Annotated in this window: 20 protein-coding genes and 2 pseudogenes; 6 read left to right on the plus strand and 16 right to left on the minus strand. The window is 41.3% G+C overall.

Features of this window, described 5'->3' with window-relative positions; all coding sequences use genetic code 11:
- Positions 1–25: 25 nt before the first annotated feature.
- The 8 genes and pseudogenes from V7K25_RS21105 to V7K25_RS21140 all read right to left on the minus strand — a co-directional run bounded on the left by V7K25_RS21105 (position 26) and on the right by V7K25_RS21140 (position 10,477).
- Positions 26–1,453 carry a hypothetical protein gene (locus V7K25_RS21105; RefSeq protein WP_335160413.1) on the minus strand — a complete coding sequence of 476 codons (1,428 nt, stop codon included), beginning with the start codon at positions 1,451–1,453 and terminating at the stop codon, positions 26–28.
- Positions 1,413–3,005, minus strand: coding sequence for a hypothetical protein (locus tag V7K25_RS21110; protein ID WP_335160414.1), 1,593 nt, complete (start codon positions 3,003–3,005; stop codon positions 1,413–1,415). The genes V7K25_RS21105 and V7K25_RS21110 overlap by 41 nt, the downstream gene beginning before the upstream one ends.
- 499 nt (positions 3,006–3,504) lie before the next feature.
- Positions 3,505–4,698, minus strand: a complete 1,194-nt coding sequence (locus V7K25_RS21115; RefSeq protein WP_335160415.1) for a calcium-binding protein — start codon at positions 4,696–4,698, stop codon at positions 3,505–3,507.
- A gap of 775 nt (positions 4,699–5,473) precedes the next feature.
- A pseudogene (locus V7K25_RS21120) lies at positions 5,474–5,617 on the minus strand (IS4 family transposase); the annotation flags it as partial.
- A 299-nt stretch (positions 5,618–5,916) separates the two neighbouring features.
- A complete protein-coding gene (locus V7K25_RS21125) occupies positions 5,917–6,546 on the minus strand; it encodes a glutathione S-transferase family protein (RefSeq protein ID WP_335160416.1) in 630 nt (209 codons plus the stop codon).
- Between the two features lie 152 nt (positions 6,547–6,698).
- A complete protein-coding gene (locus V7K25_RS21130) occupies positions 6,699–7,757 on the minus strand; it encodes a methyltransferase (protein ID WP_335160417.1) in 1,059 nt (352 codons plus the stop codon).
- 175 nt (positions 7,758–7,932) lie between these two features.
- Positions 7,933–8,796, minus strand: coding sequence for an NAD(P)-dependent oxidoreductase (locus V7K25_RS21135; RefSeq protein WP_335160418.1), 864 nt, complete (start codon positions 8,794–8,796; stop codon positions 7,933–7,935).
- A 574-nt stretch (positions 8,797–9,370) separates the two neighbouring features.
- Positions 9,371–10,477 carry a calcium-binding protein gene (locus V7K25_RS21140; RefSeq protein ID WP_335160419.1) on the minus strand — a complete coding sequence of 369 codons (1,107 nt, stop codon included), beginning with the start codon at positions 10,475–10,477 and terminating at the stop codon, positions 9,371–9,373.
- A gap of 219 nt (positions 10,478–10,696) precedes the next feature.
- Between V7K25_RS21140 and V7K25_RS21145 the strand changes: the two genes are divergently transcribed.
- Complete coding sequence (locus tag V7K25_RS21145) at positions 10,697–11,599, plus strand: LysR family transcriptional regulator (protein WP_335160420.1); 903 nt, start codon at positions 10,697–10,699, stop codon at positions 11,597–11,599.
- Between the two features lie 90 nt (positions 11,600–11,689).
- Here V7K25_RS21145 and V7K25_RS21150 read toward each other — a convergent pair whose 3' ends face one another.
- From V7K25_RS21150 to V7K25_RS21165, 4 genes are all read right to left on the minus strand, one after another.
- Entirely contained in the window at positions 11,690–11,920 is a 231-nt protein-coding gene (locus V7K25_RS21150; RefSeq protein WP_335160421.1) for a hypothetical protein, read from the minus strand.
- 221 nt (positions 11,921–12,141) lie between these two features.
- Positions 12,142–12,546, minus strand: a complete 405-nt coding sequence (locus V7K25_RS21155) for a hypothetical protein (RefSeq protein ID WP_335160422.1) — start codon at positions 12,544–12,546, stop codon at positions 12,142–12,144.
- Between the two features lie 267 nt (positions 12,547–12,813).
- Positions 12,814–12,939: a hypothetical protein gene (locus tag V7K25_RS21160; RefSeq protein ID WP_335160423.1), complete on the minus strand. Its 126-nt coding sequence runs from the start codon at positions 12,937–12,939 to the stop codon at positions 12,814–12,816.
- Positions 12,940–12,969: 30 nt separating this feature from the next.
- Positions 12,970–13,743 carry an AIM24 family protein gene (locus V7K25_RS21165; RefSeq protein WP_335160424.1) on the minus strand — a complete coding sequence of 258 codons (774 nt, stop codon included), beginning with the start codon at positions 13,741–13,743 and terminating at the stop codon, positions 12,970–12,972.
- Between the two features lie 150 nt (positions 13,744–13,893).
- Between V7K25_RS21165 and V7K25_RS21170 the strand changes: the two genes are divergently transcribed.
- Entirely contained in the window at positions 13,894–14,100 is a 207-nt protein-coding gene (locus V7K25_RS21170; RefSeq protein WP_335160425.1) for a hypothetical protein, read from the plus strand.
- Between the two features lie 87 nt (positions 14,101–14,187).
- A complete protein-coding gene (locus V7K25_RS21175; protein WP_335160426.1) occupies positions 14,188–14,508 on the plus strand; it encodes a hypothetical protein in 321 nt (106 codons plus the stop codon).
- Between the two features lie 141 nt (positions 14,509–14,649).
- Here V7K25_RS21175 and V7K25_RS21180 read toward each other — a convergent pair whose 3' ends face one another.
- Positions 14,650–14,991 (minus strand): putative toxin-antitoxin system toxin component, PIN family, encoded by a 342-nt coding sequence (locus tag V7K25_RS21180; protein ID WP_335160427.1) that lies wholly within the window; start codon positions 14,989–14,991, stop codon positions 14,650–14,652.
- Between V7K25_RS21180 and uppS the strand changes: the two are divergent.
- Together uppS and V7K25_RS21190 are read left to right on the plus strand one after the other, a co-directional pair.
- Positions 14,919–15,341: pseudogene (gene uppS / locus V7K25_RS21185) on the plus strand (polyprenyl diphosphate synthase); the annotation flags it as partial. The gene V7K25_RS21180 and the pseudogene uppS sit on opposite strands and share 73 nt — an antisense overlap.
- An 819-nt stretch (positions 15,342–16,160) precedes the next feature.
- A complete protein-coding gene (locus V7K25_RS21190) occupies positions 16,161–18,080 on the plus strand; it encodes an iron uptake porin (RefSeq protein WP_335160499.1) in 1,920 nt (639 codons plus the stop codon).
- 586 nt (positions 18,081–18,666) lie between these two features.
- On the opposite strand, the gene V7K25_RS21195 is transcribed toward V7K25_RS21190, so the two are convergent.
- Positions 18,667–18,831, minus strand: a complete 165-nt coding sequence (locus V7K25_RS21195) for a hypothetical protein (RefSeq protein WP_335160428.1) — start codon at positions 18,829–18,831, stop codon at positions 18,667–18,669.
- A 217-nt stretch (positions 18,832–19,048) separates the two neighbouring features.
- Positions 19,049–19,366 carry a thioredoxin gene (trxA, locus tag V7K25_RS21200; protein ID WP_229467763.1) on the minus strand — a complete coding sequence of 106 codons (318 nt, stop codon included), beginning with the start codon at positions 19,364–19,366 and terminating at the stop codon, positions 19,049–19,051.
- A gap of 313 nt (positions 19,367–19,679) precedes the next feature.
- Here trxA and fabG point away from each other — a divergent pair, with 313 nt between their 5' ends.
- Positions 19,680–20,426 carry a 3-oxoacyl-[acyl-carrier-protein] reductase gene (gene fabG, locus V7K25_RS21205; RefSeq protein WP_335160429.1) on the plus strand — a complete coding sequence of 249 codons (747 nt, stop codon included), beginning with the start codon at positions 19,680–19,682 and terminating at the stop codon, positions 20,424–20,426.
- Between the two features lie 516 nt (positions 20,427–20,942).
- Here fabG and V7K25_RS21210 read toward each other — a convergent pair.
- A complete protein-coding gene (locus tag V7K25_RS21210; RefSeq protein WP_335160430.1) occupies positions 20,943–22,025 on the minus strand; it encodes an MraY family glycosyltransferase in 1,083 nt (360 codons plus the stop codon).
- Positions 22,026–22,076: the final 51 nt, after the last annotated feature.

Below are 22,076 nucleotides of genomic sequence, written 5' to 3' on the forward strand. Positions count from 1 at the left end.
ACCATGAATATGCTTTTCCAAACTGTTACTTGTCAATGTGAACTTTTTGGAAAATTGGTGTGTCACAAGACCCTATAGGACGCATTCGCAACCCAGCTTCAATCAGCGCAAACACGGTCTTTGGTGAATTTATTGCGGTTGATTCAGGATTATCTTGAAAACGAGCGATCGCATCTGGCAGTCTGAATTCTGGACTAAACAACATATCCAATTTCCCTATTCTATCGAATGCAGATAATGCATACGCAGCCACCATATAACTGGAGCCATAAGTACTTTCGAGATAGTATTCAGAAGCAAATATCTCGGCTGCACTATTCGAGAATATTGACCAAATATACGGATGAAGTATATCAGGACATCCTAACTGGCAAGCCAGATGAATCAAGTAAGTGCATCGTAAATAAGCATCAACTCGGAAGCCATCTGTTGATTGTATATATCCTTCCATACACTGATGAAAGAATGTAAGTATATCAGGTATATAGACATGAAGCACTCCGAGATTATCTAATGCATAGATAAAAAATGTTATCTGCGAAGTCTGTGAGGCAGGCGAGAGCGTATGATAAAGCGATACAGCTTGTTCTACCCAGTCCCTCTTATAAGTTAGATAATCAGGACAATCCAACACGGCAATTGCATTAAGTATGAGTGAGAGCGGAAATAGATAGTAATCCGATCCCTCATGAACTCCATCTGAATCTCGCCTTAATGAATCACTTAACTCCGAATCAAAGATATCTAAAAGAGTCTGAAGATGATTTTGCTCTCCTGTACATACTTGCTCTCTGCAACCGATGATGGCCAAGACGGAAAAAATAATCGCGGAACCTCTACCACGGTAAAAGATATCAGAGATAGTTGTAGCCAATTGCAAAGCTTTATCAGTATATGTATCCCCATTTTCCTGCTGTAATACTAACAAGTCGGTAAACTCTGCCTGTCCTACGGCCAAGAGCAGATTAGCGAATAGTTGTAATTGCTCATAACGCAGCTTATTGCTCGATAAATCTAATTTCGCTACTTGCTCTAAAGCCCTTTCTAGATGCCAACGAACAAGATGTCGATAGGGTTCAAGTTGACCGACCTTCACTAAACTTTCCGTTAATAAAGCACAAGCACGTGCGTACTGCCAAGGTTCACTCGGTAACTGGTTGATAGCGCTTTTAAACTCGTCATGCGATCGCTCTTGAGCAAGGTAACTATTGAACGATATAGCTTCACATCTTGCCAGGATGCCATTAAGCAAATGATGTGCAAATGTATTGTAATTAGTGTTATTTTTTTGAGATAGCGCAAAACTTATTTTGAGCAACCGATCCGATTTCTCTGGTTCAAAGCCTGTTGCTTCCTGTCCGATTCCTAAGCCGTGAACGCACCAGTGCCAAGGGGTTGGAAAAACCCGTCGTTCATTTAGCAGCCCTTTGAAACACTGGCGCTGACCGATCATCTGACTGATTTGCGGCGAAATTTTCGGGAACTGCATAATCTAAAGGTGCTTTTACTGTTGCTGGTTCATGGTTGAAAATCTGGAAATTAGGAACCGGGATGCCGTGGAATTCATCTATCTTTCCTTCGAGCATATCTAGAGTTAAATTAAGCCACTTGATCCCTTCAACGTAAATTGCTAATGGACGTTTTTGGTGATGTGCATTGTCGATCAAAACACCATCATTGTTCTTGCTGAAGTGGTACGGGGGCATTGCCGCAAAGTGGGTACCCATAAGGAAAACAAAACGTATGAGCCAGTTAGGATCGTTCTGATTTACATCTGAATCTGGATTGTCCAACTTCCAAGCAGCAGTCATCACTTCGCTGAAATGTTCTTCTATCCCACTATATGAAAGTTCGTATGGGTTTTCTTCATCAAAAGCGATCAAAATATGGGGTATTTCTCTGTGGAGTTGGTAGGCAAGATCAAAATACTCACCGTGAATCTTATCATAGTTGCCGAGACTATTATGCCAGGGCTTATTGTCGTACATCGGATCGTCGGCATTAGTATCAACACCGTTCTCATAAAATCCAATAGCGCGCGGATCGAGGAAACAAATCTCTATATCTTCAGCAGTAAACGGAGGGTTTGTGACAGAGAAGTTGTCATAATGTTTCAACAATGGCTCGATATTGCCAATTTTGATATTCTCTGTATTAGTATCGCCCATAACCAGAGAGTGGAACTTCGGCTCTAAAATCGAATGGTAAATTAGATTTTCTCGAAACTCTCTGAGCAGGCGAGGCAAGTTACGCATTCTCTTGCCGTTAATCATAATGTCTTCGCTTTTTAGCAGGCTGTCATTGAAAGTTTTCGGTGCTGTTTCCTGCGCGAGAGCAAGACGCTTTTCAATTTTGGTGAAATAGGATTGCTCCAAAGTAGGCTGTGACATTTTGCGCCGACGCTGACTGTGAATCTTTTCATTCAGCAGCCGGAAGATTACGCAATAGAGTGCGGCTACGATTTGCTTGGACGGATTACACCTTCTGACAAACTGGCTAACTTCGATGCCAGGAACAAAAGTCATGTCGTAAATATATTCGTAGATTGTAAATCCATCCTCTTTTACTGTTTCTTCGCGCTCAATCACTTTCAATACTTGAGGAAAAAGAGGCTTAACTAATTCCGGCAGATTCATCAAGTATTGAGTCTGACTCTTGGCTTTCGCACAAGGAGGCAACATTACATCGCTGCCTTCCCGTTCCCATTTTGGGGTAATCAGACGTTCACTTAACACCTTACGAACAAATTTTCCACTACCTGGTTTTTCTAAAAAGAGGGTCATAGATTCACTTCCTCCATATCCAAATCCTAAAAAAGTCTCGTCAGGATTTAAATAATTAGTCAGATCATCTGGAGTTAGATGCTTAACAAGTACATCGCAATATTCAAGGATGTCGCAATGTTGTTGATCTAAACCCAAAGTATTAGGCATAACTTCTAATTTGCTAGCTTCACGATTGTGGTTCGGTTTGGTTTTTTGAAAAGACTGATCTTGGTGTTTCATAAATCTTTATATGTTATTGATTGCAATAACTAACGTGCAATTTGATCGTCTGAAGTTAATCCTCAAGTGATCGACCAAATATACATACAATCTACGTTTATGCAATTCCTGAATTGTTTGGAAAAACCTCAAATGTTTCTTGAAAAATATTTAGGTTTTTTCCCGCCTTATATCCCTCCACTGTATTTAAGTACAAAATACAGTGGAGGGATATAAGGCACAAGACTTAAAAACCCTTTTTCTTTAACCAAACCGTATTGAGAAAGTGTAGAACAAATGAAAGCGTTGATATGTCAATAGGAAAATGCTCGCCTGAAGAAGCGAATACAAGGGCTGCAACTGAGCAAAATTCAACGGATGAACGCATGTGCGATGGCGCTTGCGCCATCGCACATACTAAGTTTTAAAATTAGCGTCAGCTTCCACGCGTTCGCTAAAAAACTGATGGATATTGCCGAGATAGCCTCTTTTTGGCTTTAATTACAGCCCGTAAACCAAGTTAAACGAAAGAGAACTGGTTAGTATGATTAAGATTGAAATTTGTAGCTGCTTGTCCTTCAATTAAACCTATAAGTTCAGCAGAAATATTTGAATCACCAGTGAAGAATATAGATGTCCCAAATGGAAGACTACCAACAGATTGAACCAATAAATAATCTGATGCTGAACCTTTGAGTTCGATAGTATCAAAGTGAGATTGAAAGTCTTTGATGATAGCGTAATCTTGATTTCCAGTGGATAACCGATTGCCGTCATCGTAGTAAACAGCGTTCTTGTCACCTAGAACGAAGGTATCTCTTCCTTGACCACCTGTAAGAACGTCAATCTCACCCTTTCCAAAACCCGAAGTATCAACAATCGGATTGACGCCATTTAGTCTATCTGCTCCCGCACCACCATTCAAGGTGTCACTTCCACCACCACCAGTCAAGGTGTCACTTCCACCACCACCAGTCAGAACATCGTTGTCATCACCACCTTCGAGATTATCATTCCCGATCCCACCAGTCAGAACATCGTTGCCATCACCACCTTCGAGATTATCATTCCCGGCACCACCATTCAGAATGTCATTGCCATCAACCCCAAACAGTAAGTCATTACCTGCATCGCCAAAAACCCGATCGTTTCCACTACCACCAACTATTAAATCGTTGCCATCACCACCAATAAGAGTATCATTACCACCTTCACCAGTAAAAACGTCATCCCCAGCACCGGTAGAAACAAAGTCGTTACCATCGCCTGCATCAATGGAGTCAACGGCATTACCACCAATGATAATATCGTTGCCAGCTTCGGCAAAAACTACCTTTAATTCGCCTTTAATACCTGCACTAAGGTCGATGGTATCGTTGCCATCACCACCATTAATAGTATCGTTGCCAAGGCCGGATGTGATAATGTCGTTGCCAGGGCCACCTGAAAGAAGATCGTTTCCTGCACCACCATCAATAGAATCATCTCCTTCTTGTCCAACCACGAGATCGTTGCCATCACCACCATCGATAGTATCATTGCCTTCTCGAGTAGGAATAGTGTCGTTCCCACTACCTGCAATAACGAAGTCGTTACCAGATCCAGTAGCTATCAAGTCATCTCCTGCAAAGGCAGTAACAGTAATATTATCCTTTGAGCTTATGAGTGCGAAAACATCATTTCCTTGAGTTCCGGTAACAAATACGTTTGCCATTTCTGCTTTTTACCTCTTGTAGATGTTGTTGTAAAGTATTGGAATTCACACATTGAAGCCACTAATATGGGAGCCTTTCAATGCGTAAGCTGTGATAATAATAGACAAGGATTAACTTACTAAAATTCCACTTAATGCAGATAAATTTAGCAGCATTAGAGCAATACCTATAGGTATTGGTTTCAAGCAGCTAATAATTAAAAAATTACTAGCTTTACAGCATTATTAAATTGAGAATTACTCTCACGGAATTGAGCTATTTTGTTGAAGAATAAAACTTATAATCAGGATATGGTAGTAAGCAATGCTAACGTCTAATTTTGCATTAATTGTTGTTTAGCATAGTTACTATGTCGAAATTAACGTTCACAAAATTACAATAGCATAACCAAATATGACTATTCAAGTAAGATTTGCCCATTAATAATCACGCAGAAATAACTTACTTATTTTGGCGTAAGGATTGAGGTCTAAACTTGAGGTATTTAAAGATGTCGCTTGTACATCTGCAATAAATCGAAACGTTTTCCCCAAAGAGCGATCGCTAAAATTTTTGTAGTCTGTGATACTGTTTAATACTCCAAGGCAAATGCATCTGTGACTCGTTCTTAAGCCGATATATAACTAATAGGAATGAGGATTAAATAAGATCCAGAAATGGGTCATGCAATAATAAGCTGAATCTGCCCATTGAATTCTTCGATTCTATGACTCCGTATTCATCCAAGATTGAGCAGCAAATGCAACGACTATATTCGTCCTTAAACAAGAAAGGGTCGAATGGTAGAGATAATTCATCGGCAACAGCATCTGCTAAATCAATTAAAACAGCATAAAACAACCAAGTTGCCCAGACTTGTAACTTGATACCATTAATAGAACCAGTCCACAAATAAGACAGTCCCAATAAACGTTTAACTACTCTTAAGCCAATCCTTGCTTCACAATATGCAAACACTCTAGGTGTTCCTGCATTATTTAATCGCACTTTATTTGCAAAACTAACCACACTCAGTGGTACGGATGGTGCAAGACAGGTAATTAAAAAATATTTTGGAGAAGTTTTAGCAATTCCTTTCCCAGAAGGTGGATTTGACTTAGATACTCCAGACGATTACGAGCAGCTTTTGATAAAAAATGGGACGGGATTTTAAATTTAATACACTAGATTGTAGGTAGTTAAGGGTTGTAAGCTGTTGCATACAACCCCATTTGAAATTATACGGACACTTTTTTCACATTCTCAAGCTGACTGACCTTATCCCACCAACTCCGCAGTTTCGGAGTTTGAGCAGTAATTGCCTCAAATTCTGAAGTCTGTGATAGATAGATGAAGATAGGAATTACGTAGAAATCGGCAATACTTAGCTCGCTACCAAGTAGATACGGGCTACTAACAACTACTGATTCAATTGCCTCTAGAGACTTTTGTACAGGCGGTACAGCCTTTTGTACCAAGTCAGAATCTGTCTGGCCGCCCTGACTTGGTACAATCAAGGATTGCATCACAATTGTTCCAAAAGGAGCATAAAGATAGTTATCAATAATCCCTATTATCTGATGCATCCGCGCTTTGAGGATCGGTTCAGATGGGCTGAATTTGTGATCAGCAAACACTATATTGAGGTATTCAGTGATTGCTGTTGTTTCGTAAAGCAGTTCCCCATCCACTTCCAGAGTCGGTACTTTTCCAAAAGGATGTTTGGATAAATACTCTGCTGACTGGTTTTCTCCATTAAAGATATCAATTCCTTTAAGGGTATAATCTAAACCTGCTGACTCTAGCAGCAACCGGACAGTGCGAACATAAGTACTGAGGGGAGTTCCGTAAACTATGAGTTTGGTCATTATCTTCAAATTCCCAATCAAAAATTCCAGAGTGGAGTTGGTAAGACTTTAATGTTGAAAAAACTTTATCGCTACTCAATTTATCCAGTAATGCTTGCCAATAGGCACAGGGCTATCATCTTTGATTACTGAATCGGTGTTCTAGCGATCGCCTACTCTGGCTTTCGAGCAGTTACAAAACTCCAATATTCAAAGGTCGGTTTAACTTCAATGTCAACAAACCCAGCCTCTGCCAGTATGGTAGATAGCTCCAGACCTGAATATTCTTGTCCGCCAGCACACCAAATCTGCATAATCACGTTGAACGCCGCAGTGGATAATGGCCCTGTCCGATGATCGTTAAATAGCCACTGGTGAATAATTATGCGTCCACCAGGCTCTAAACTATCAAAGCTTTTTTTTGTCAGAAAACGGTTTTTCTCAAGGTTGTAATTGTGATATATCAGCGAGTAAAAATGCAAATCAGCAGAGGGGAAAGGATCATTCCACATATCCCTAACTTCAGTGGTGATTTGCTCTGAGAGTCCATACTCTGCAATATACTCTTGGGCGACTTCGCAGACTGGCGCTATATCCAAAATTGTGGCTTTCAATTTAGGCCACTTGAGGGTTGCACCGATGCTGTGAGCACCAGAACCCCCAGCAATATCCAGCAGATGTTTATTGCTAGAGAGGTCTAGAGTTTCAGGCCACGCCAGGGCGGGAGCAACACTAATGGAATGCATGGCTTTTGTAAAAGTGCGCGTAACTTGATCTTTATTTTCTTGTTCGTGAACTTCGTATAGAGAATCACCCTCATAAACAATAGGAGCATCTGTCAAAATTGCTTTCTTAACTCCCACGTAGGAGAAGGAATCGGCGTTAGCAATCATCAAATCCAAATAGCCGCAAAAAGAAGTAGGGTTAGTTTCAAGTAAATACTCAGAAGCAACATTCGTAAGGGAGTAGTATCCATCCTTTAGTTCGATAAAATCCAGAGATGCACATACAGATAAAAGCGTTCCTGCTGCTCGTGGTGCAAGGTTTAGACTCTGGGAAATCTCTTCTAAAGTGCATGGTGTTTCCGCTAGGAGGGGAAACAATTTTAGTTCATGAGCAACTAGCAAAGTTGGATAATTGTATAGACCAACTATCACATCCCAAACCTTTGTACCAGATGTTTGTGGTTTGTCAAGCTTGTTAATTGGAGCTTTACTTCTTACTTGGGTCATTTTAATTCTCCTAAGTAATTGCAAAAATGGGTAGTGGTAAATATGTAGTAAAAACGCAGAATTACTAACTTAAATTGGCGTTGTTATACATATTAGGGAGAATGGTAAATTTTGCCTATCAACATATTTCGTTCCCCACTTAGCCTGAATATGAAAACCAAAGTCAACTGCAAAACTATAGATATAGATGAGATACAGCAGTGATATTCTCATCACCGTGACCTCGCCTGATAGCTTCCGTAAAGACATCCCGAGCTGTTTTTGCCATTGGCACCAACGCACCATTTAGTTTGGCTGTGTCGAACACATAACCTAAATCTTTCTCCACAAGCTCAATAGGAAACATTGGGGCGAAGTTGCGAGCCAGTATTCCACCTGCTGCTGCTTTAGCTGCCGGGCTACACACCGGAGTTGAGGACACAATGTCCATCACCTTGGTTTCATCTAGTCCGCAACGTTGCATGAGTCCGATCAACTCGCTTACAGTTGCAACTTGCACACTGAACAGCGCATTTACAGCAAGTTTGACAGCTGCTCCGCTCCCACTTGGCCCAGCATGGTGTACCGCGTTGCCCATAGCTTTTAAAACTGGCTCTGCCTTTGCAACAGCATCGGCTTCACCACCAACAAAGTAAATTAACTGGCCTGCTTTTGCCTGCGGCCGAGAACCAGCTACTGGTGCATCCAAGAAGGTGATTCCGTTCTGAGAAAAGCACTTTGCGAGTTCCCGTGCCCAAGCAACAGTAACTGTTGAACTTTCAATAGCTACGGAGTTTTTAGACAAGCCAGCCAGTGCACCAGTATCAGGATTTAACCATACATCCCTTGAGGCATCGTCATCTCGCACCATGCAGATAGCAAAGTCTGCTTCCTTCACAGCTGCACGAGGTGTATCGGCGGCTTCAGCCCCCATTTCCACAAGAGGAGCTGTCTTACCTGGACTTCGGTTCCATACCTTAACCTCATGACCTGCCTTTAAGAGTGCTGCGGCCATGGGCGACCCCATCGCACCCATACCAAGTACAGCAACTATAGACATATAATTATTTCCTTAGAGACATGATTGTTTTCTTGGGGATCAGCTTACTTTATCTATCAAATGGTATCAATAGTTGCTATTGCATCACACTCGTGCATAATATACAAGAATGGATTTGGAAAACTTATGTATTTTCATTGAAGTTGCCCGCCGAGGCTGGCAGATTGGCTAACTGAGGCGACAGTAACTCATATTAGCCGACAGAGGGGATGGAAAATATTGAGGCTAATATGAGAAGATTCTTCCTCGACAGGCTAGAAGAAATCCTTGACTAGCCAAAAAAACTCGTTCCAAGTTTCCGTATAAGAAGCTTATTCATCGTGGAACTGGAACACAATTCCAACCACTCAATTTTTCCATTATTAATACTGCCTAGTTCTTAACCGAAAAGTATTGAGACCATTTGAGCGTTGCACCGATGCTGTAAGCACCAAAACCCTCGGCAATATCCACATAGACGAAAACTGTGCGTCGTCCGGTTATTCATTCCATATTCATCTAAGTACAGATAGAATGTGGGGCTTCTGCCCGATTAAGCTAAAAAATTCACAAAGCACTAACATTTCTTTCATATCTAGCTAACGAATGTGAACTGACTAGCTTTCGCTAAATCTAACGCTGAAGAGGAAACATCTTTGAGAACTGCAATCAACTCATTGTCACCGAAAAATATTCCTGCACCGGAGGTAACAGAACCCTTATTTATATCAGCTAAACGATAGTCTAAGATATTCCCTCTAAGCTGGATTGAGTCAACCTTTTTAGAAAAGTCAGTGATAAAAGCATAGTCTCTAAATCCTTTACTATCGTAGAAGACAGAAAGCTCGTTTCCTAGAACAAAAACATCTCTACCTCCACCACCAGTGAGAACGTCTAACTCACCTGAACCGAAACCTAACTCAGGATTAGTAGCTTCTACCCCGGTAAGAATATCATTCCCGTTTCCTCCATTAAGCTTATCATTGCCCTGACCCCCCAAAAGAGTATCATTTCCCGAACCACCAGCTAAGGAATCGTCTCCTGAAGTAGCATCGATAAAGTCATCCCCGGAGTTTCCGTCGAGAGAGTCATTACCTTCATTGCCGAAGAGTTGGTCGTTTCCTATTCGTCCGAAAATCCGATCATTACCAATTCCTCCAATCAAGATATCGTTACCGAGTCCCCCATCGAGGAAATCGTTCCCCCCCTCTCCAGCTATTGCATCATCACCACCACCACCGAAGAGGGTATCATCACCATTTCCACCGTCTGCAAGGTCAACTCCATCACCACCTTGCAAAAGGTCATTGCCATCTTCAGTTGCGACTGTGTTCAGTGTACCAGATGTGAAGATAACATCTCTACCATTACCGGCAAAAACAGTATTAACACCATCACCAGTGATGATCGTATCGTCACCATTATCTCCAATCAAGATATCGTTACCGTCGCCACCATCAAGGAAGTCATTTCCATCTTGAGCAGCGAGGAGATCATCGCCCTTACCACCGAGCAGAGTATCATCTCCGGCACGAGCTGGAATAATATCATCCCCATCTCCTCCAACCAGCCGATCATTACTGGCACCTCCAAAAATTAAATCATTACCCTCAAGCCCAAAGATAGTTAGCTCTCTAACTTCTGTAATCACGCGAACGAATACATCATCACCATTTGTACCGAACAAAGTAATGCTGGACATAATCACTCCTGTAAATGCAACTACAACTTCAAAACAGTTTCGCTTGTTTGAGGATAATATTCGTAATCTTTACTTAGACGACGATAGCGACCAAGCTATATTTTTTATTTATAAACATCTTCTTAGAGACACGATTATTTTCTTGGGGATCAGCTTACTTTATCTATTAAATGGTATCAATAGTTGCTATTGCATCACACTCATGCATAATATACAAGAATGGATTTGGAAAACTTACGTATTTTCATTGAAGTTGCCCGCCGAGGCAGTTTTGCAGCAGTCGCCCGAGACCACAACATAGATCCCTCATCTGTATCGCGAGTCGTCGCCTCTCTTGAGGAAGAATTAGGCATACGCTTATTCCAGCGAACAACACGGCACTTGACCCTAACAGAGTCCGGAAATCTCTACCTGTGTCGTGTTGATGCTTTGTTAGATGAGCTAGAGCACGCTCGTGACGAAGCCCTTGCAATCAGTGTTGGCCCTATCGGTACTTTGAGAGTCACGACCTCAGTAGCGTTTGGTCATAAATTCCTTGTGCCCTTACTCCCAGAATTTCGGGATTTATTTCCCGATCTCAAACTTGAACTACTACTAACAGATACAAATCTTGATTTAGTATCTGAACGCGTGGATTTAGCGATCCGTCTAGGACCAAATATTCAGATTGGTGTTATCTGCGTAAAGTTATTCAACACGCGCTACCGAGTGTGCGTTAGCCCTGCTTACCTGGAGCGTGAGAAGTACTTGCACGTTCCAGACGATCTCCGAGTTCATAAGTGCCTACTTTTCACTTTACCCAACTTCCGATCAAGGTGGTTATTCCGTGACAATAATGGAATAGTCAGCGAAGTACCTATTGAAGGTGATGTAGTGATATCAAATGCGTTAGGACTTCGTGATTGCGCGCTTGCTGGTATGGGGCCTGCACTGTTAGCCAACTGGCTGATTGACGAAGATATCACTCAGGGAAAGCTTATTGACTTATTCCCAAATTATCATGTGACTGCGACGGATTTCGAGACAGCTGCATGGCTTTTATACCCTAGTCAAACCTATTTACCAAACAAAGTGCGAATCATGATTAACTTTCTAAAACGAAAATGCTCTGACTGCAAATAAGATGAGTTATTGTTTCAGGATTAAGAGCATCTCAATCAGGCTTGACATCAGGAATCATAAGGATTTAATGTATTATCTAGGACTTACGCATTAACAAAAAATATCATCTATAAACTGAAGTTGGCAAGCTGGATTAAACTTAGCTGGTTGCAGGGCGGATATAGGTGATACAGGTAATATAGATTGTGGTAAAGGTTCCTGCTCTAGTATTGGCTGAGTATCGTTTTGAGTCTCTGAGTTTGCAGTCTCCTGGTTTAGAGAACCATAAACAAATTCAAGCGCTAGCGCATCATCTAGGGGCTTTCGCTTTTTGGCAGTCATGACAACATCCCTAGAATTTCTTTAAATAACCGTTCATACTCCCGCGCTGACTCTGCCACTTGACGGCCAGGTAAATCCCAAATTGTTGCAGCTTGACCAAAAGTTGCCAAGAACCTTAATCCTGGTTTGTAAATGCCTTGATTGCAGGTTTGAGCGATGAGTATTGCAGGTCGCTACACCTACAAGGACAGGAACTAGGAAGTGAGGAGAAGTGGCGGATGTCAGTTATCATTTCGTAGGTTAATTGGGCGGATGTCGCGGATCTTGAGGGTTCTTTTACCGGAGGTATCGTCGTCATCAATCGTGACCAGGTATTTCACGACCGTATGGTTTGCATTTCCACCAGTCATGGTGACAATAAATGCTGAGTAACTGTTAGTGTTTGTGCCACAACCACTTCGGTCATGAAAGGTTTGATTCCATTCACCAATATGGACACCCTCGCCTCGTGGCTCATCACCACTTTGTTTAATTTCATTGAGGAGAGCTACTTTCAGTTGAGAAAGCTTTGATTTTTTATCAGCAAGCATAAGTAAAAGAAACCGATCGCGATTAAACTGGTCAAGGTTGCCGCCGTTGCTGCATTTATCTTCGTAGTTGGCTTCAGCTGAATCCGGGCTGGTCATCACCAGTGCTGGGATCTTGGGAGACTGAGCGGCGTGCCCAGAAGTTGTCGCTAGTGCCAGAACACATAAAGTAAAAAAACCAAAGCGCATTCAATTCTCCGAGCGTGAATTAGTGTGTCCAATCAAGATTAACTGCAACGGATACTAAAGGATAGGGTTTGCCTGGTAGGCGTATGTAGCAAAGGGGTGAAATGAGCAGTGATACCGAAAGTTACGCGCTTTGACTTGATGAGCCGTTTTCAACCCAAGCGATGACCCTCATAATTCTTAGAGGAAAAGTTGCACACTTGAGGAGCGTAGTTTACCGCCGCAGGCATCGCTGTTTTGTGGCAGTACACTGGTACTATGAAAATCCACCAGTGCGATGCCTACAGAGGAACGAAAAGCGACCATCGCAATGCACCCGTGCAATTCTCTGCCACTTTAACTCAAATTACTGCTGCCACCGACTTGGGCTGCTCCCTCTGGTGCTGGTGGGTGGTAAGTCATAGACTGTAACCCCAAACGACCAGGGCCAATAAAACGGTTGAGAGTGAATGAAATACCGCCAAGCATTACTCCAATTGCTCCGAAGATGCCGCCACTAGATTGCAGCGCTGTTACTGTCTCCATCTTCACTGATGAGTCTTTCCATAACCATGCTCCTGGCTCTACATCAAGTACTTCCCCAGGAGCAAGGTACTTTTCAAAGACATTACCGTAACCGTGGATTAAAAGCAGCCCTCCCTGTTGCTGACCAATGAAGCGGTCAATAAATAAACCACCACTGCGACTAAAAAAGAGGTTTGCTAGCCCTCGCTGGAAAAAGAAACTGTACTCAATATTACTCGTAGCCAATAAAAACTGATGTTCGCGCACGTCCACTGTCTGTCCACGCTCTAATTGCAGCACCACAATCTGTCCTGGAGCCTCACGAGAAAAAGCTATATTCCCTGGCCCATGTGCTTCACTGATAAAAATTTGCAGTCCAGCAAAGAAACGCTTGGCTGCCCCTTTCAAGCCTTTGGCACCAAGACGAACATTAGGATGTTTCCACAGTAAAATATGATGTTCAAAGTAAATCGATTGCTGTTGCCCTAGATGGACATCTACTACAGGTACTACTTCTCCCTCAATTCTCAAGGTCAAGTCACCAGAATGAAAGAAATCTTTCGGATTTTTTAATTCAGGTATCGGTTCACTACTGAAGTCTGACATAGTCTTTACTTTTTGATGGTTGTTTTATAAATCATTTTCTCCCAAACTCCAATTAGGGGTACTGTACTATATTATTTATAATCCAGAGTATGGCAACACGATCGCCACCAACCTTTTGAAGTTTATCGCTTAGTAGATGGTAGCTATCAATTGCAAATTGGTGAACCCTTTTGGATGCCAGAAATTGGTTTGGGAATTGGTAGAGGGCAATACATATCTGGTAATATCCAGCGTCAGGTTTTGTATTGGTATGACCAACAAGCAAAGCGCTATCAAACTCCAGAAGAACAGCTTGAATTAGCACAAAAACAACTTGAACGTTATCGTCAGCAATTTGGAGAACTGCCAGAGAGTTGACCAGTGAGGGAATTCGTAATTTTTTATTCTTTGAAAGAATAAAAAAAACCCGTAATCTGCTGTACTTCGATAACCTAAATTGTTATTTTGCCAGTCACATTTGTTATTTTAAGGTTGATTGAAATTGCCGTGTATGAAGAAATTTTTTGCCTGGGGAATAAAAAGTATCAAATACTCATTGCTGAGAGTGGGATGAGGTACTGGGCAAGCCTAGCCTATGAAGAAATTGTCACAATAAAAAAGAAAGGCAAACCCAGGCAGTTATTAAAGTGGTCATATATTGTAGAACTGAAGCAGGGTTCTGAGCTATTCGATACTCTTGTCCCAGATGGAGGTGCTTGGGCACCGTTGATAACCTATTTAAAAGAAATTGCTCGACAACACTCAGAAGGTAATTTTCCAAGTTAAAACAAGTAATTCATAAGCTTGAATAAGACTGGTAGATTTTAGTACTATTTTTTCGCCGACTCTTCTAACTGCATCAGATAAAACTGCCGACTTCAGCCGACTGAAAAAACGAAGTGCGCTCGCTTGTTTTGATACGGTGTGTTATGCCGCTATCTTATCTCTGCGGAAATCAACCTCCACATACATATCAATTAGTGTTGTCACTGAATCAATTAAATAAACCCATCTTTCGTATTGTGTCTCAGTTAATTTTAAATGAGGACGTTTTAAAACTTCCTTATACTCTGCAATAATCTCTACTGATACAACCCGCTCAAAAGCAGAATTAGTAATCATAAATAAAATTACTGCCTCTGGATTTTTATCAGCTATAGCAGCAGAGACTACGATATTAGTATCAATAATAACTTTTATCGGCTTTACCCAAGTCTCTACAGACGGAAATGGAACGTTCAATGACAGAAACGTTGAACAATCAAGCAATTCACTTTACTGTTGCAGTCAACTACGGTAGCCGCAACGAAATTATCAGAGTTTGCCGTCAAGTAGCTCAACTCGTGCAGCAGGGCGAACTTAGTGCGGAACAAGTGAATGAAAATATTCTAGAACAACATCTCTACACAGCAGATACTCCAGAACCCGATTTGCTGATTCGTACTAATGGTGAGATGCGATTGAGTAATTTTCTCTTGTGGCAAATGGCGTATACAGAGATGTATTTCACCGATATTCTTTGGCCAAATTTTAATAGAGAAGCATTTCATCAAGCTTTGTTGAGCTACCAAAGACGCGATCGCCGTTTTGGTCAAGTTAAAGCTTCAGTGTCAGCTTAGTGTACCAAACATCAGACATCGCCTAAAAATCAAACCAGATTTTTGCCATGAGCGATAAAGTAAAAGCACCCACATTACCACGATGGTATATGAGCGCTAATAAATGAAACATTATTGAGGATAATCTATCTGCTATGACAGACCGAAGTAACTATAAGAATAGCAGGCGGTGGGTAAATAAACTGCAAGGGTAGTTACAAATGTTTTGTTAAAAATATTACTTACTGTCAGGTATTGTTTATTTTGCTAAAATGTGATATTAAGACTCTTGTGAGGTCTAGAGTAGGCTACAACCGCAAGAGAAATTATTTCGATTGTTTTCTTTCTGATTTTACCTGCACCCAAATCGATCAGCGATCGCAGGCTCTTAATTTTTTTGAGTAAATTATTCTTTGGTAGGTATTGAGCCAAAATCCTCGGCTCAATACCTATATTCGTTATCACAAAATCAGACTTATCTAAATTCTTATTTTGTCAATATAGTAATCCTATTTTATATTTGAACAGAGAAAATTTGGAAGGCTTATGAATCAGGCATCCTACGGCACGTACTGTTCACAAACCATTTATGATTTACTATAGTAACTATAAGAACTATCAATATAATTTGTTGTTAATTCTTTCCAAAAATAGTATTTACTATAATTTAATACTTGCGATATAAGCTGATGTTTTGGTAAGTTAATTCAGAAAAAATCCTGATACCAAAAATTTAAAGTTAACAAGACTCTCTTGCTAGATTTACTTTAAATTTACTTATCAATGCATTTTAAAATCGCAATTAATTTTTCCACTATTTTATTGGTGTTGGGAGTTATGATGGCAAAATATCTACTAGCTTCTGCTAGTGGGATGGGATTTTTATGTTTAATTGCCGGGTTATCACCTGTGCAAGCCCTTCCTAGTTTAGAAATTGCTGATAAAAACGTAGCTGTTAATCAAGATGATGGCAGCTATCAAAAAAATGATTCTTATCAAAGCAATTTAGCAAATAATATCTCCACTAAATTGCTGATAGCTAATGAGACTAAAAACAAATTACCCTCAGTCAATCAACAGCAAACAAATCAAGGTTTAGGAGTAGATTCTACCGTTAACTTTTGGCAGCCAATCACACCACAATCTGCAAATTTATCTCCAACCTCATACAAACTTGCACAAGTAACATCCGTATCTCAATTGTCTGATGTACAGCCGACCGATTGGGCTTTTCAGGCACTACAATCTTTAGTCGAGCGCTATGGTTGTATTGCAGGTTATCCCAATCAAACCTATCGCGGTAATCGGGCGATGACTCGCTATGAATTTGCTGCTGGTTTAAATGCTTGTTTAGAACGAATCAACGAACTTATTGCCACTGCAACTGCTGATTTGGTCAAGAAAGAAGATTTAGCCACATTGCAGAAACTACAAGAACAATTTGCGGCGGAATTGGCAACATTACGGGGTCGAGTAGATGCTGTAGAAGCTCGCACAGCAGAACTAGAAGCAAATCAGTTTTCTACGACTACTAAACTAAATGGTGAGGTAATTATTGCTGGTGTTGGTGCTAGCGGTGGCGCTCCTAATGACAGTGACCCGAACATCATCCTAGTCAATAGAGTACGATTAAATCTCACCACTAGCTTTACAGGTAAAGATTTATTAATTACTGGATTGCAAGCCTATAACTTTTTGGGTGGAGCCGATGGACAAGGTAGCTTACAACAAAATTTAGGATTAGCTTCACCGCTTTTAAGTGCAAGTAGCGCCCGTACCAGTTTTGAGCCGCAATTTCCGGGGTTAAATGTCAATACTTTGTCGCCTGTTGGTGCAAACAGTGTTCAGGTTTACAAATTGCTGTATATCTTTCCCGTCGCTAATAAATTAACCTTGTTTGGGGGAACTGCGGCGGAAACATCAGATGCTTTCCCAGCAATTACGCCTTTTTATGGTGAAGGACAAGAGTCAATATCTCGTTTTGGCGGCTTGAATCCTGTGGTACGGATTTCTGGTGGGACTTCGGAAACTGGTTTAGCATCGGCGGCGGGATTTATTTTTAACATTTCCCCAAATTTGGATTTAAGAGCTTTATACGGCAATCCAAATGCCAATTTAACCCAAAAATCTGCTACTGAGGTACTACCAGGAGTTTCTACTACACCTTTGGGAGGAGGTTTATTTAGTGGTAGTAGTGTTATTGCCACACAGTTAACCTTCAAGCCAAGTTCCGCTCTGGATATTGGTTTAAACTATGCCCACAGTTATCACGAAATCAATATTTTGGGTACAGGATTAGTTAGTAGTGATATCGGTGCTTTAGCAGGGGTTGCAGCTGGAACACCGGTCACAGTCAACTCTGTTGGGGGTACGCTAACATGGCGATTGTCTCCCAAAATAGCCTTATCTGGCTACGGTGCAGCATTATTTGTTGATGCTGCTTCAAATAGCGTGAATGCTTCCACCACCTTTACAAGTTGGATGGCGGGAGTTCACTTCAGAGATGTATTCAAGTCAGGGAACACTGCTGGGATTATTTTTGGTCAACCCCTTTTCCGTAGTGATACTGGTGGTTCTGCTCAACTTACTCCCACAGGCGAGAATCGGGCGACTCCTTACCATTTAGAAGGCTATTATCGCTTTCAAGTTAGCGATAATATCAGCATTACCCCTGGTGCGTTTATTCTCTTTAACCCAGAAGGTAACAGCAACAATGAGACTACGACTGTAGGTGTACTTCGGACTACTTTTACATTTTAAGAGATTGGGAGTAGGGGATAGCTGATGTACCAAAAACATTATCAAATAGATAAAGTTTGCCAACAAACAAGTTAGCTATTTCTTTACTACTCTCTCTTACAACTTCCTTAGCTGCATCCTCAAAATGTTAGACAAGACCTCCAAATAGCCATCCCATTATTTCCTTACACGTTTTCACAGCATAATTAGCAAGCAGATATTCTCCGAAAAATAACACTCCTTTTTAGGAGTGTTGAGGATAAAATAATCACTAATAAATAAATAGAAACTTACTGAACCAATACTGCGTAGGTTTTGAAGATTTGTAGGTTGGGTTGAAGGTCATGAAACCCAACAAAGCCTTGAAAATGTTGGGTTTCGTTCCTCACCCAACCTACCCCGGAGTGCTTTTTTGGGCAAAATTTACGCAGTATTGCTTACTGAACGATTCTCGAATAATCTTATTTTGTGTTTTATAAAAATATATTCGCTTTACCGAAGATATGCTGTTTAAAGCTGGTGCAATGCCTACGGCAGGCTATACCTATGCTGCACTAAAAATTAAGTAAGTAACCCTAGCCATCGAAGACATCGCCCTACAGATAACCTAATTGTTTCTTCTACCTGAGTTAGCAGTTTGATTTGAAATTTGATGCTTTTGTATAACCTGCTCAATCTGGCAAGTCACCGCATCTATTCTATGTTTAACTTTATCAAAATCAATATTCACCCAAATATAGGCTTTATCAGGTTTTTTCTGCTTATAACTCATATATTGCTTTACTTGTCAAGATATTTTGTTATATCTATACAATATCTCCCTCCTAATTTCTAAACTACTTTCTCTAGACATATAATGTAGATATGCTTAATATTTACTTAATATTTTACTCGGTGATTCGTAGGCTACAGTTAGCTGTCCGCCCCCACTAAAAAAGACGCGATATTCCGCGCCTCTGGCAGCTAAAATCTAAATTTTAAGTATTAGCTTAAACCTTTGTTTGTAGATATTGCACCAACTGGGGTGCTTGCATCACTCCCTCTATCCGATCTACAGGCTGACCCTGCTTAAACAGTACTAAGGTTGGGAGAGATGCAATTTTATACTGAGTAGCCAAATCTGTGTACTTTTCTGTGTCGATTTTAACAATTCGCAGGCGATCCTTAAGTTGGGCATTGACTTGCTCTAAAATTGGCACCATCATTTGGCATGGGCCACACCAGTCAGCGTAAAAATCTACTAATACAGGTACATCAGAAGCAGACAGCATCTCTTCAAAGCTGTTAAATTGCTTTTTAGTTGCCATGTGATACACACCGATTTTCAATTGTTTGTTTCAATAGTAATTCTTAGAAAAAAAAAGCGGTATAGGTTCATGGGTTTTTGTTGGAAAAGGATTAAATTAGTCAATATAGAATGATTTGGCAACAAAAAATATTAAATAATTATAATAAAATCCGTATATTATTCTTGTTTGTGTATATGGATTAAATATGTATTTAAACGTATCCTGACCAAGCAAATAACTATAGATATTTAATTATCCAGACAATATTCAGATGTTCCCTAAATCACCATAAGATAATTAGCGCGGTATTTCTAAGATTGAGGAACATTAAATGACACTATTACAAGATAAAGTCGCAATTGTCACAGGTGCATCACGAGGGATTGGACGAGCGATCGCAATTGAATTAGCTACACAGGGAGCGATCGCAGTTGTCAATTATGCCAGTTCCAGTGCGGCAGCTGAAGCAGTTGTTACAGAAATTACAAATGCGGGAGGTCAGGCGATCGCTATCCAAGCAGACGTTTCTAAAGGCGATCAAGTAGACGCATTAGTTAACGCCGTCATGGGAAAGTTCAGCCGTGTGGATATCTTAGTCAACAACGCAGGTATTACCCGCGACACCCTGCTTTTGCGTTTGAAGCCAGAAGATTGGCAAGCTGTAATAGACCTTAATTTAACTGGTGTTTTCTTATGTACACGCGCCGTCAGTAAAATCATGCTCAAGCAGCGATCGGGGCGGATTATCAACATTACTTCCGTTGCTGGGCAAATGGGCAACCCAGGTCAGTCAAACTACAGCGCTGCCAAAGCAGGTGTAATCGGCTTTACCAAAAGTATTGCTAAAGAACTAGCTACTCGCGGCATCACTGTTAACGCCGTCGCCCCTGGATTCATCACCACCGATATGACCAGCGATCTCAACAACCCCGAAGATATTCTGAAATACATCCCACTCGGTCGCTTCGGTCAACCCGAAGAAGTCGCTGGGATGGTGCGCTTCCTAGCCGCCGACCGCGCCGCCAACTACATCACCGGACAAGTTTTTAATGTCGATGGCGGTATGGTGATGGCCTAAATAATTGAGGGGTAGCGATTGTTCATAGGGACTTCCAAGAAATAAATTATTCCAAGAAACGAACCACAGAGACAAGGCAGCGCGGTCTTGGGGGTTTCCCCCATGAGCGACTGCCGCGCAGAGAACGCAGAGAGAAGAAATAGAGAGAGTTTTTGCCTCAGTTTTGGAACATTTTTTTATTTGGAAGTCCCTAAAAATATGAGCGCCGATACCTAGATTGCGCCAATATTATGATTTATTGCCATTTTTAAATTGTTTAGCGTATGTTGCTTTTCAGCAAGTATAACCTGTTAGATTAGTTTAAAAAATCCTTTCAAACAAAACTAATAAATAGATATAGATCACTTATAAATAGTAGCTGGACATCGCACAAATAGCCCCTGTAAAATTAGCAAGCCAAATTTAAAATTGCTGCTCTCCAAAGAGCGGAATATAAGATTTAACTCAAGCTTGAATTTTTGGGGGACTGAATAAACCATAGTAGGGCTAGCATTACAATGCCTACCCTACAATGAATTAGGGCTGTTGACGTATCCTTTGCCAGATAGTAAAGCCCAAAAGAATGATAATGCTACTGGCGGTAGTCAGCATCACAGCTAAACTCATGCCTTGTATTCTCATAGCCAGCAAGTTAAAAACTAAGGTAATTGACCAAAGTGTGAACGCAGCATGGCGCTGTGAGAGTCCCCAAGCAAGTAAGCGGTGGTGCAAGTGGTCTTTGCCAGGAGTACTCAGAGGGTTATTTCCTGCTAATAGTCGTCGCACAAATACTTGAGTAGTGTCTAGTACTGGCAACAACAGAAATAAAACCGTGGGAATTAGCGCATAAACTGTGTTTTGTTGCAGCCTACCTAAAATACTAGTTGCCGCCAGTACATAGCCGAAAAAGTATGCTCCAGCATCACCCATAATGATCCGCGAGGGATGAAAGTTGTGACGTAAAAAGCCCAGTGCAGCACCTGCCAAGGCTGCTAATACCAAGATTGCTGCTGCACGATTGTTAAACTGGGCTGCAACGCCCAACAAACTCATGGCGGTAATAAAGCTGATTCCTCCCGCTAAACCATCCATACCATCCATCAAGTTGATGGCATTAGTAATTCCTACTACCCAAAGTACTGTTAACGACATAGACAGGAGCGAGTCTATGGGAGTACCAAACATAACATGAATACTGATGCCATTAGCTACCAGTAACAGTGCCGTAAGAATTTGCGCCCACAAACGAACAGAGGGCGGTAAGCCGAACTGATCGTCGATAAAGCCCACAAGGACTAATATCGAACCCCCCAACAGAATAGTGAGTACCTGAGCCAATACGTTTTGGAGTTCGATAGGTCGTAAAAGGCTAGCTAATATCAGTGCGGCAATCACACCCGCGTAGATAGCCAGCCCCCCTGCATTGGGCAAAGGTTCTCGGTTGAGCCGCCGGGCGTTGGGTTGGTCAGCCCAACCTACCCGCAAGGCGAATTTGCGTACTGTCGGAATTAAACACCACGTTACAACGCAAGCCAAAAGAAACGTAAATACTACCGCCAACCAGCCGGTGCCGCTAGGGTCGGCAATACCGAGGGACTTAAGGGAGTTGTATAGATTCATCTCCCAATTCAAGCATTACTGCCTGTATGTAATATGAGCATCACCTGTATA

This window comes from Nostoc sp., assembly GCF_036919495.1.
Lineage (GTDB): Bacteria > Cyanobacteriota > Cyanobacteriia > Cyanobacteriales > Nostocaceae > Nostoc.

Excerpts from the sequence above, each read along its gene's own strand:
- V7K25_RS21210 (WP_335160430.1), bottom strand. The coding sequence starts at position 22,025 with ATGAATCTATACAACTCCCTTAAGTCCCTCGGTATTGCCGACCCTAGC.
- trxA (WP_229467763.1), bottom strand. The coding sequence starts at position 19,366 with ATGGCAACTAAAAAGCAATTTAACAGCTTTGAAGAGATGCTGTCTGCT.
- V7K25_RS21105 (WP_335160413.1), bottom strand. The coding sequence starts at position 1,453 with ATGATCGGTCAGCGCCAGTGTTTCAAAGGGCTGCTAAATGAACGACGG.
- V7K25_RS21150 (WP_335160421.1), bottom strand. The coding sequence starts at position 11,920 with ATGACTGCCAAAAAGCGAAAGCCCCTAGATGATGCGCTAGCGCTTGAA.
- V7K25_RS21125 (WP_335160416.1), bottom strand. The coding sequence starts at position 6,546 with ATGACCAAACTCATAGTTTACGGAACTCCCCTCAGTACTTATGTTCGC.
- V7K25_RS21155 (WP_335160422.1), bottom strand. The coding sequence starts at position 12,546 with ATGACCAGCCCGGATTCAGCTGAAGCCAACTACGAAGATAAATGCAGC.
- V7K25_RS21165 (WP_335160424.1), bottom strand. The coding sequence starts at position 13,743 with ATGTCAGACTTCAGTAGTGAACCGATACCTGAATTAAAAAATCCGAAA.
- V7K25_RS21130 (WP_335160417.1), bottom strand. The coding sequence starts at position 7,757 with ATGACCCAAGTAAGAAGTAAAGCTCCAATTAACAAGCTTGACAAACCA.
- V7K25_RS21110 (WP_335160414.1), bottom strand. The coding sequence starts at position 3,005 with ATGAAACACCAAGATCAGTCTTTTCAAAAAACCAAACCGAACCACAAT.
- V7K25_RS21160 (WP_335160423.1), bottom strand. The coding sequence starts at position 12,939 with ATGGTCGCTTTTCGTTCCTCTGTAGGCATCGCACTGGTGGATTTTCAT.
- V7K25_RS21190 (WP_335160499.1), top strand. The coding sequence starts at position 16,161 with ATGGCAAAATATCTACTAGCTTCTGCTAGTGGGATGGGATTTTTATGT.
- V7K25_RS21195 (WP_335160428.1), bottom strand. The coding sequence starts at position 18,831 with ATGAGTTATAAGCAGAAAAAACCTGATAAAGCCTATATTTGGGTGAAT.
- V7K25_RS21145 (WP_335160420.1), top strand. The coding sequence starts at position 10,697 with ATGGATTTGGAAAACTTACGTATTTTCATTGAAGTTGCCCGCCGAGGC.
- V7K25_RS21135 (WP_335160418.1), bottom strand. The coding sequence starts at position 8,796 with ATGTCTATAGTTGCTGTACTTGGTATGGGTGCGATGGGGTCGCCCATG.
- V7K25_RS21140 (WP_335160419.1), bottom strand. The coding sequence starts at position 10,477 with ATGTCCAGCATTACTTTGTTCGGTACAAATGGTGATGATGTATTCGTT.
- fabG (WP_335160429.1), top strand. The coding sequence starts at position 19,680 with ATGACACTATTACAAGATAAAGTCGCAATTGTCACAGGTGCATCACGA.
- V7K25_RS21115 (WP_335160415.1), bottom strand. The coding sequence starts at position 4,698 with ATGGCAAACGTATTTGTTACCGGAACTCAAGGAAATGATGTTTTCGCA.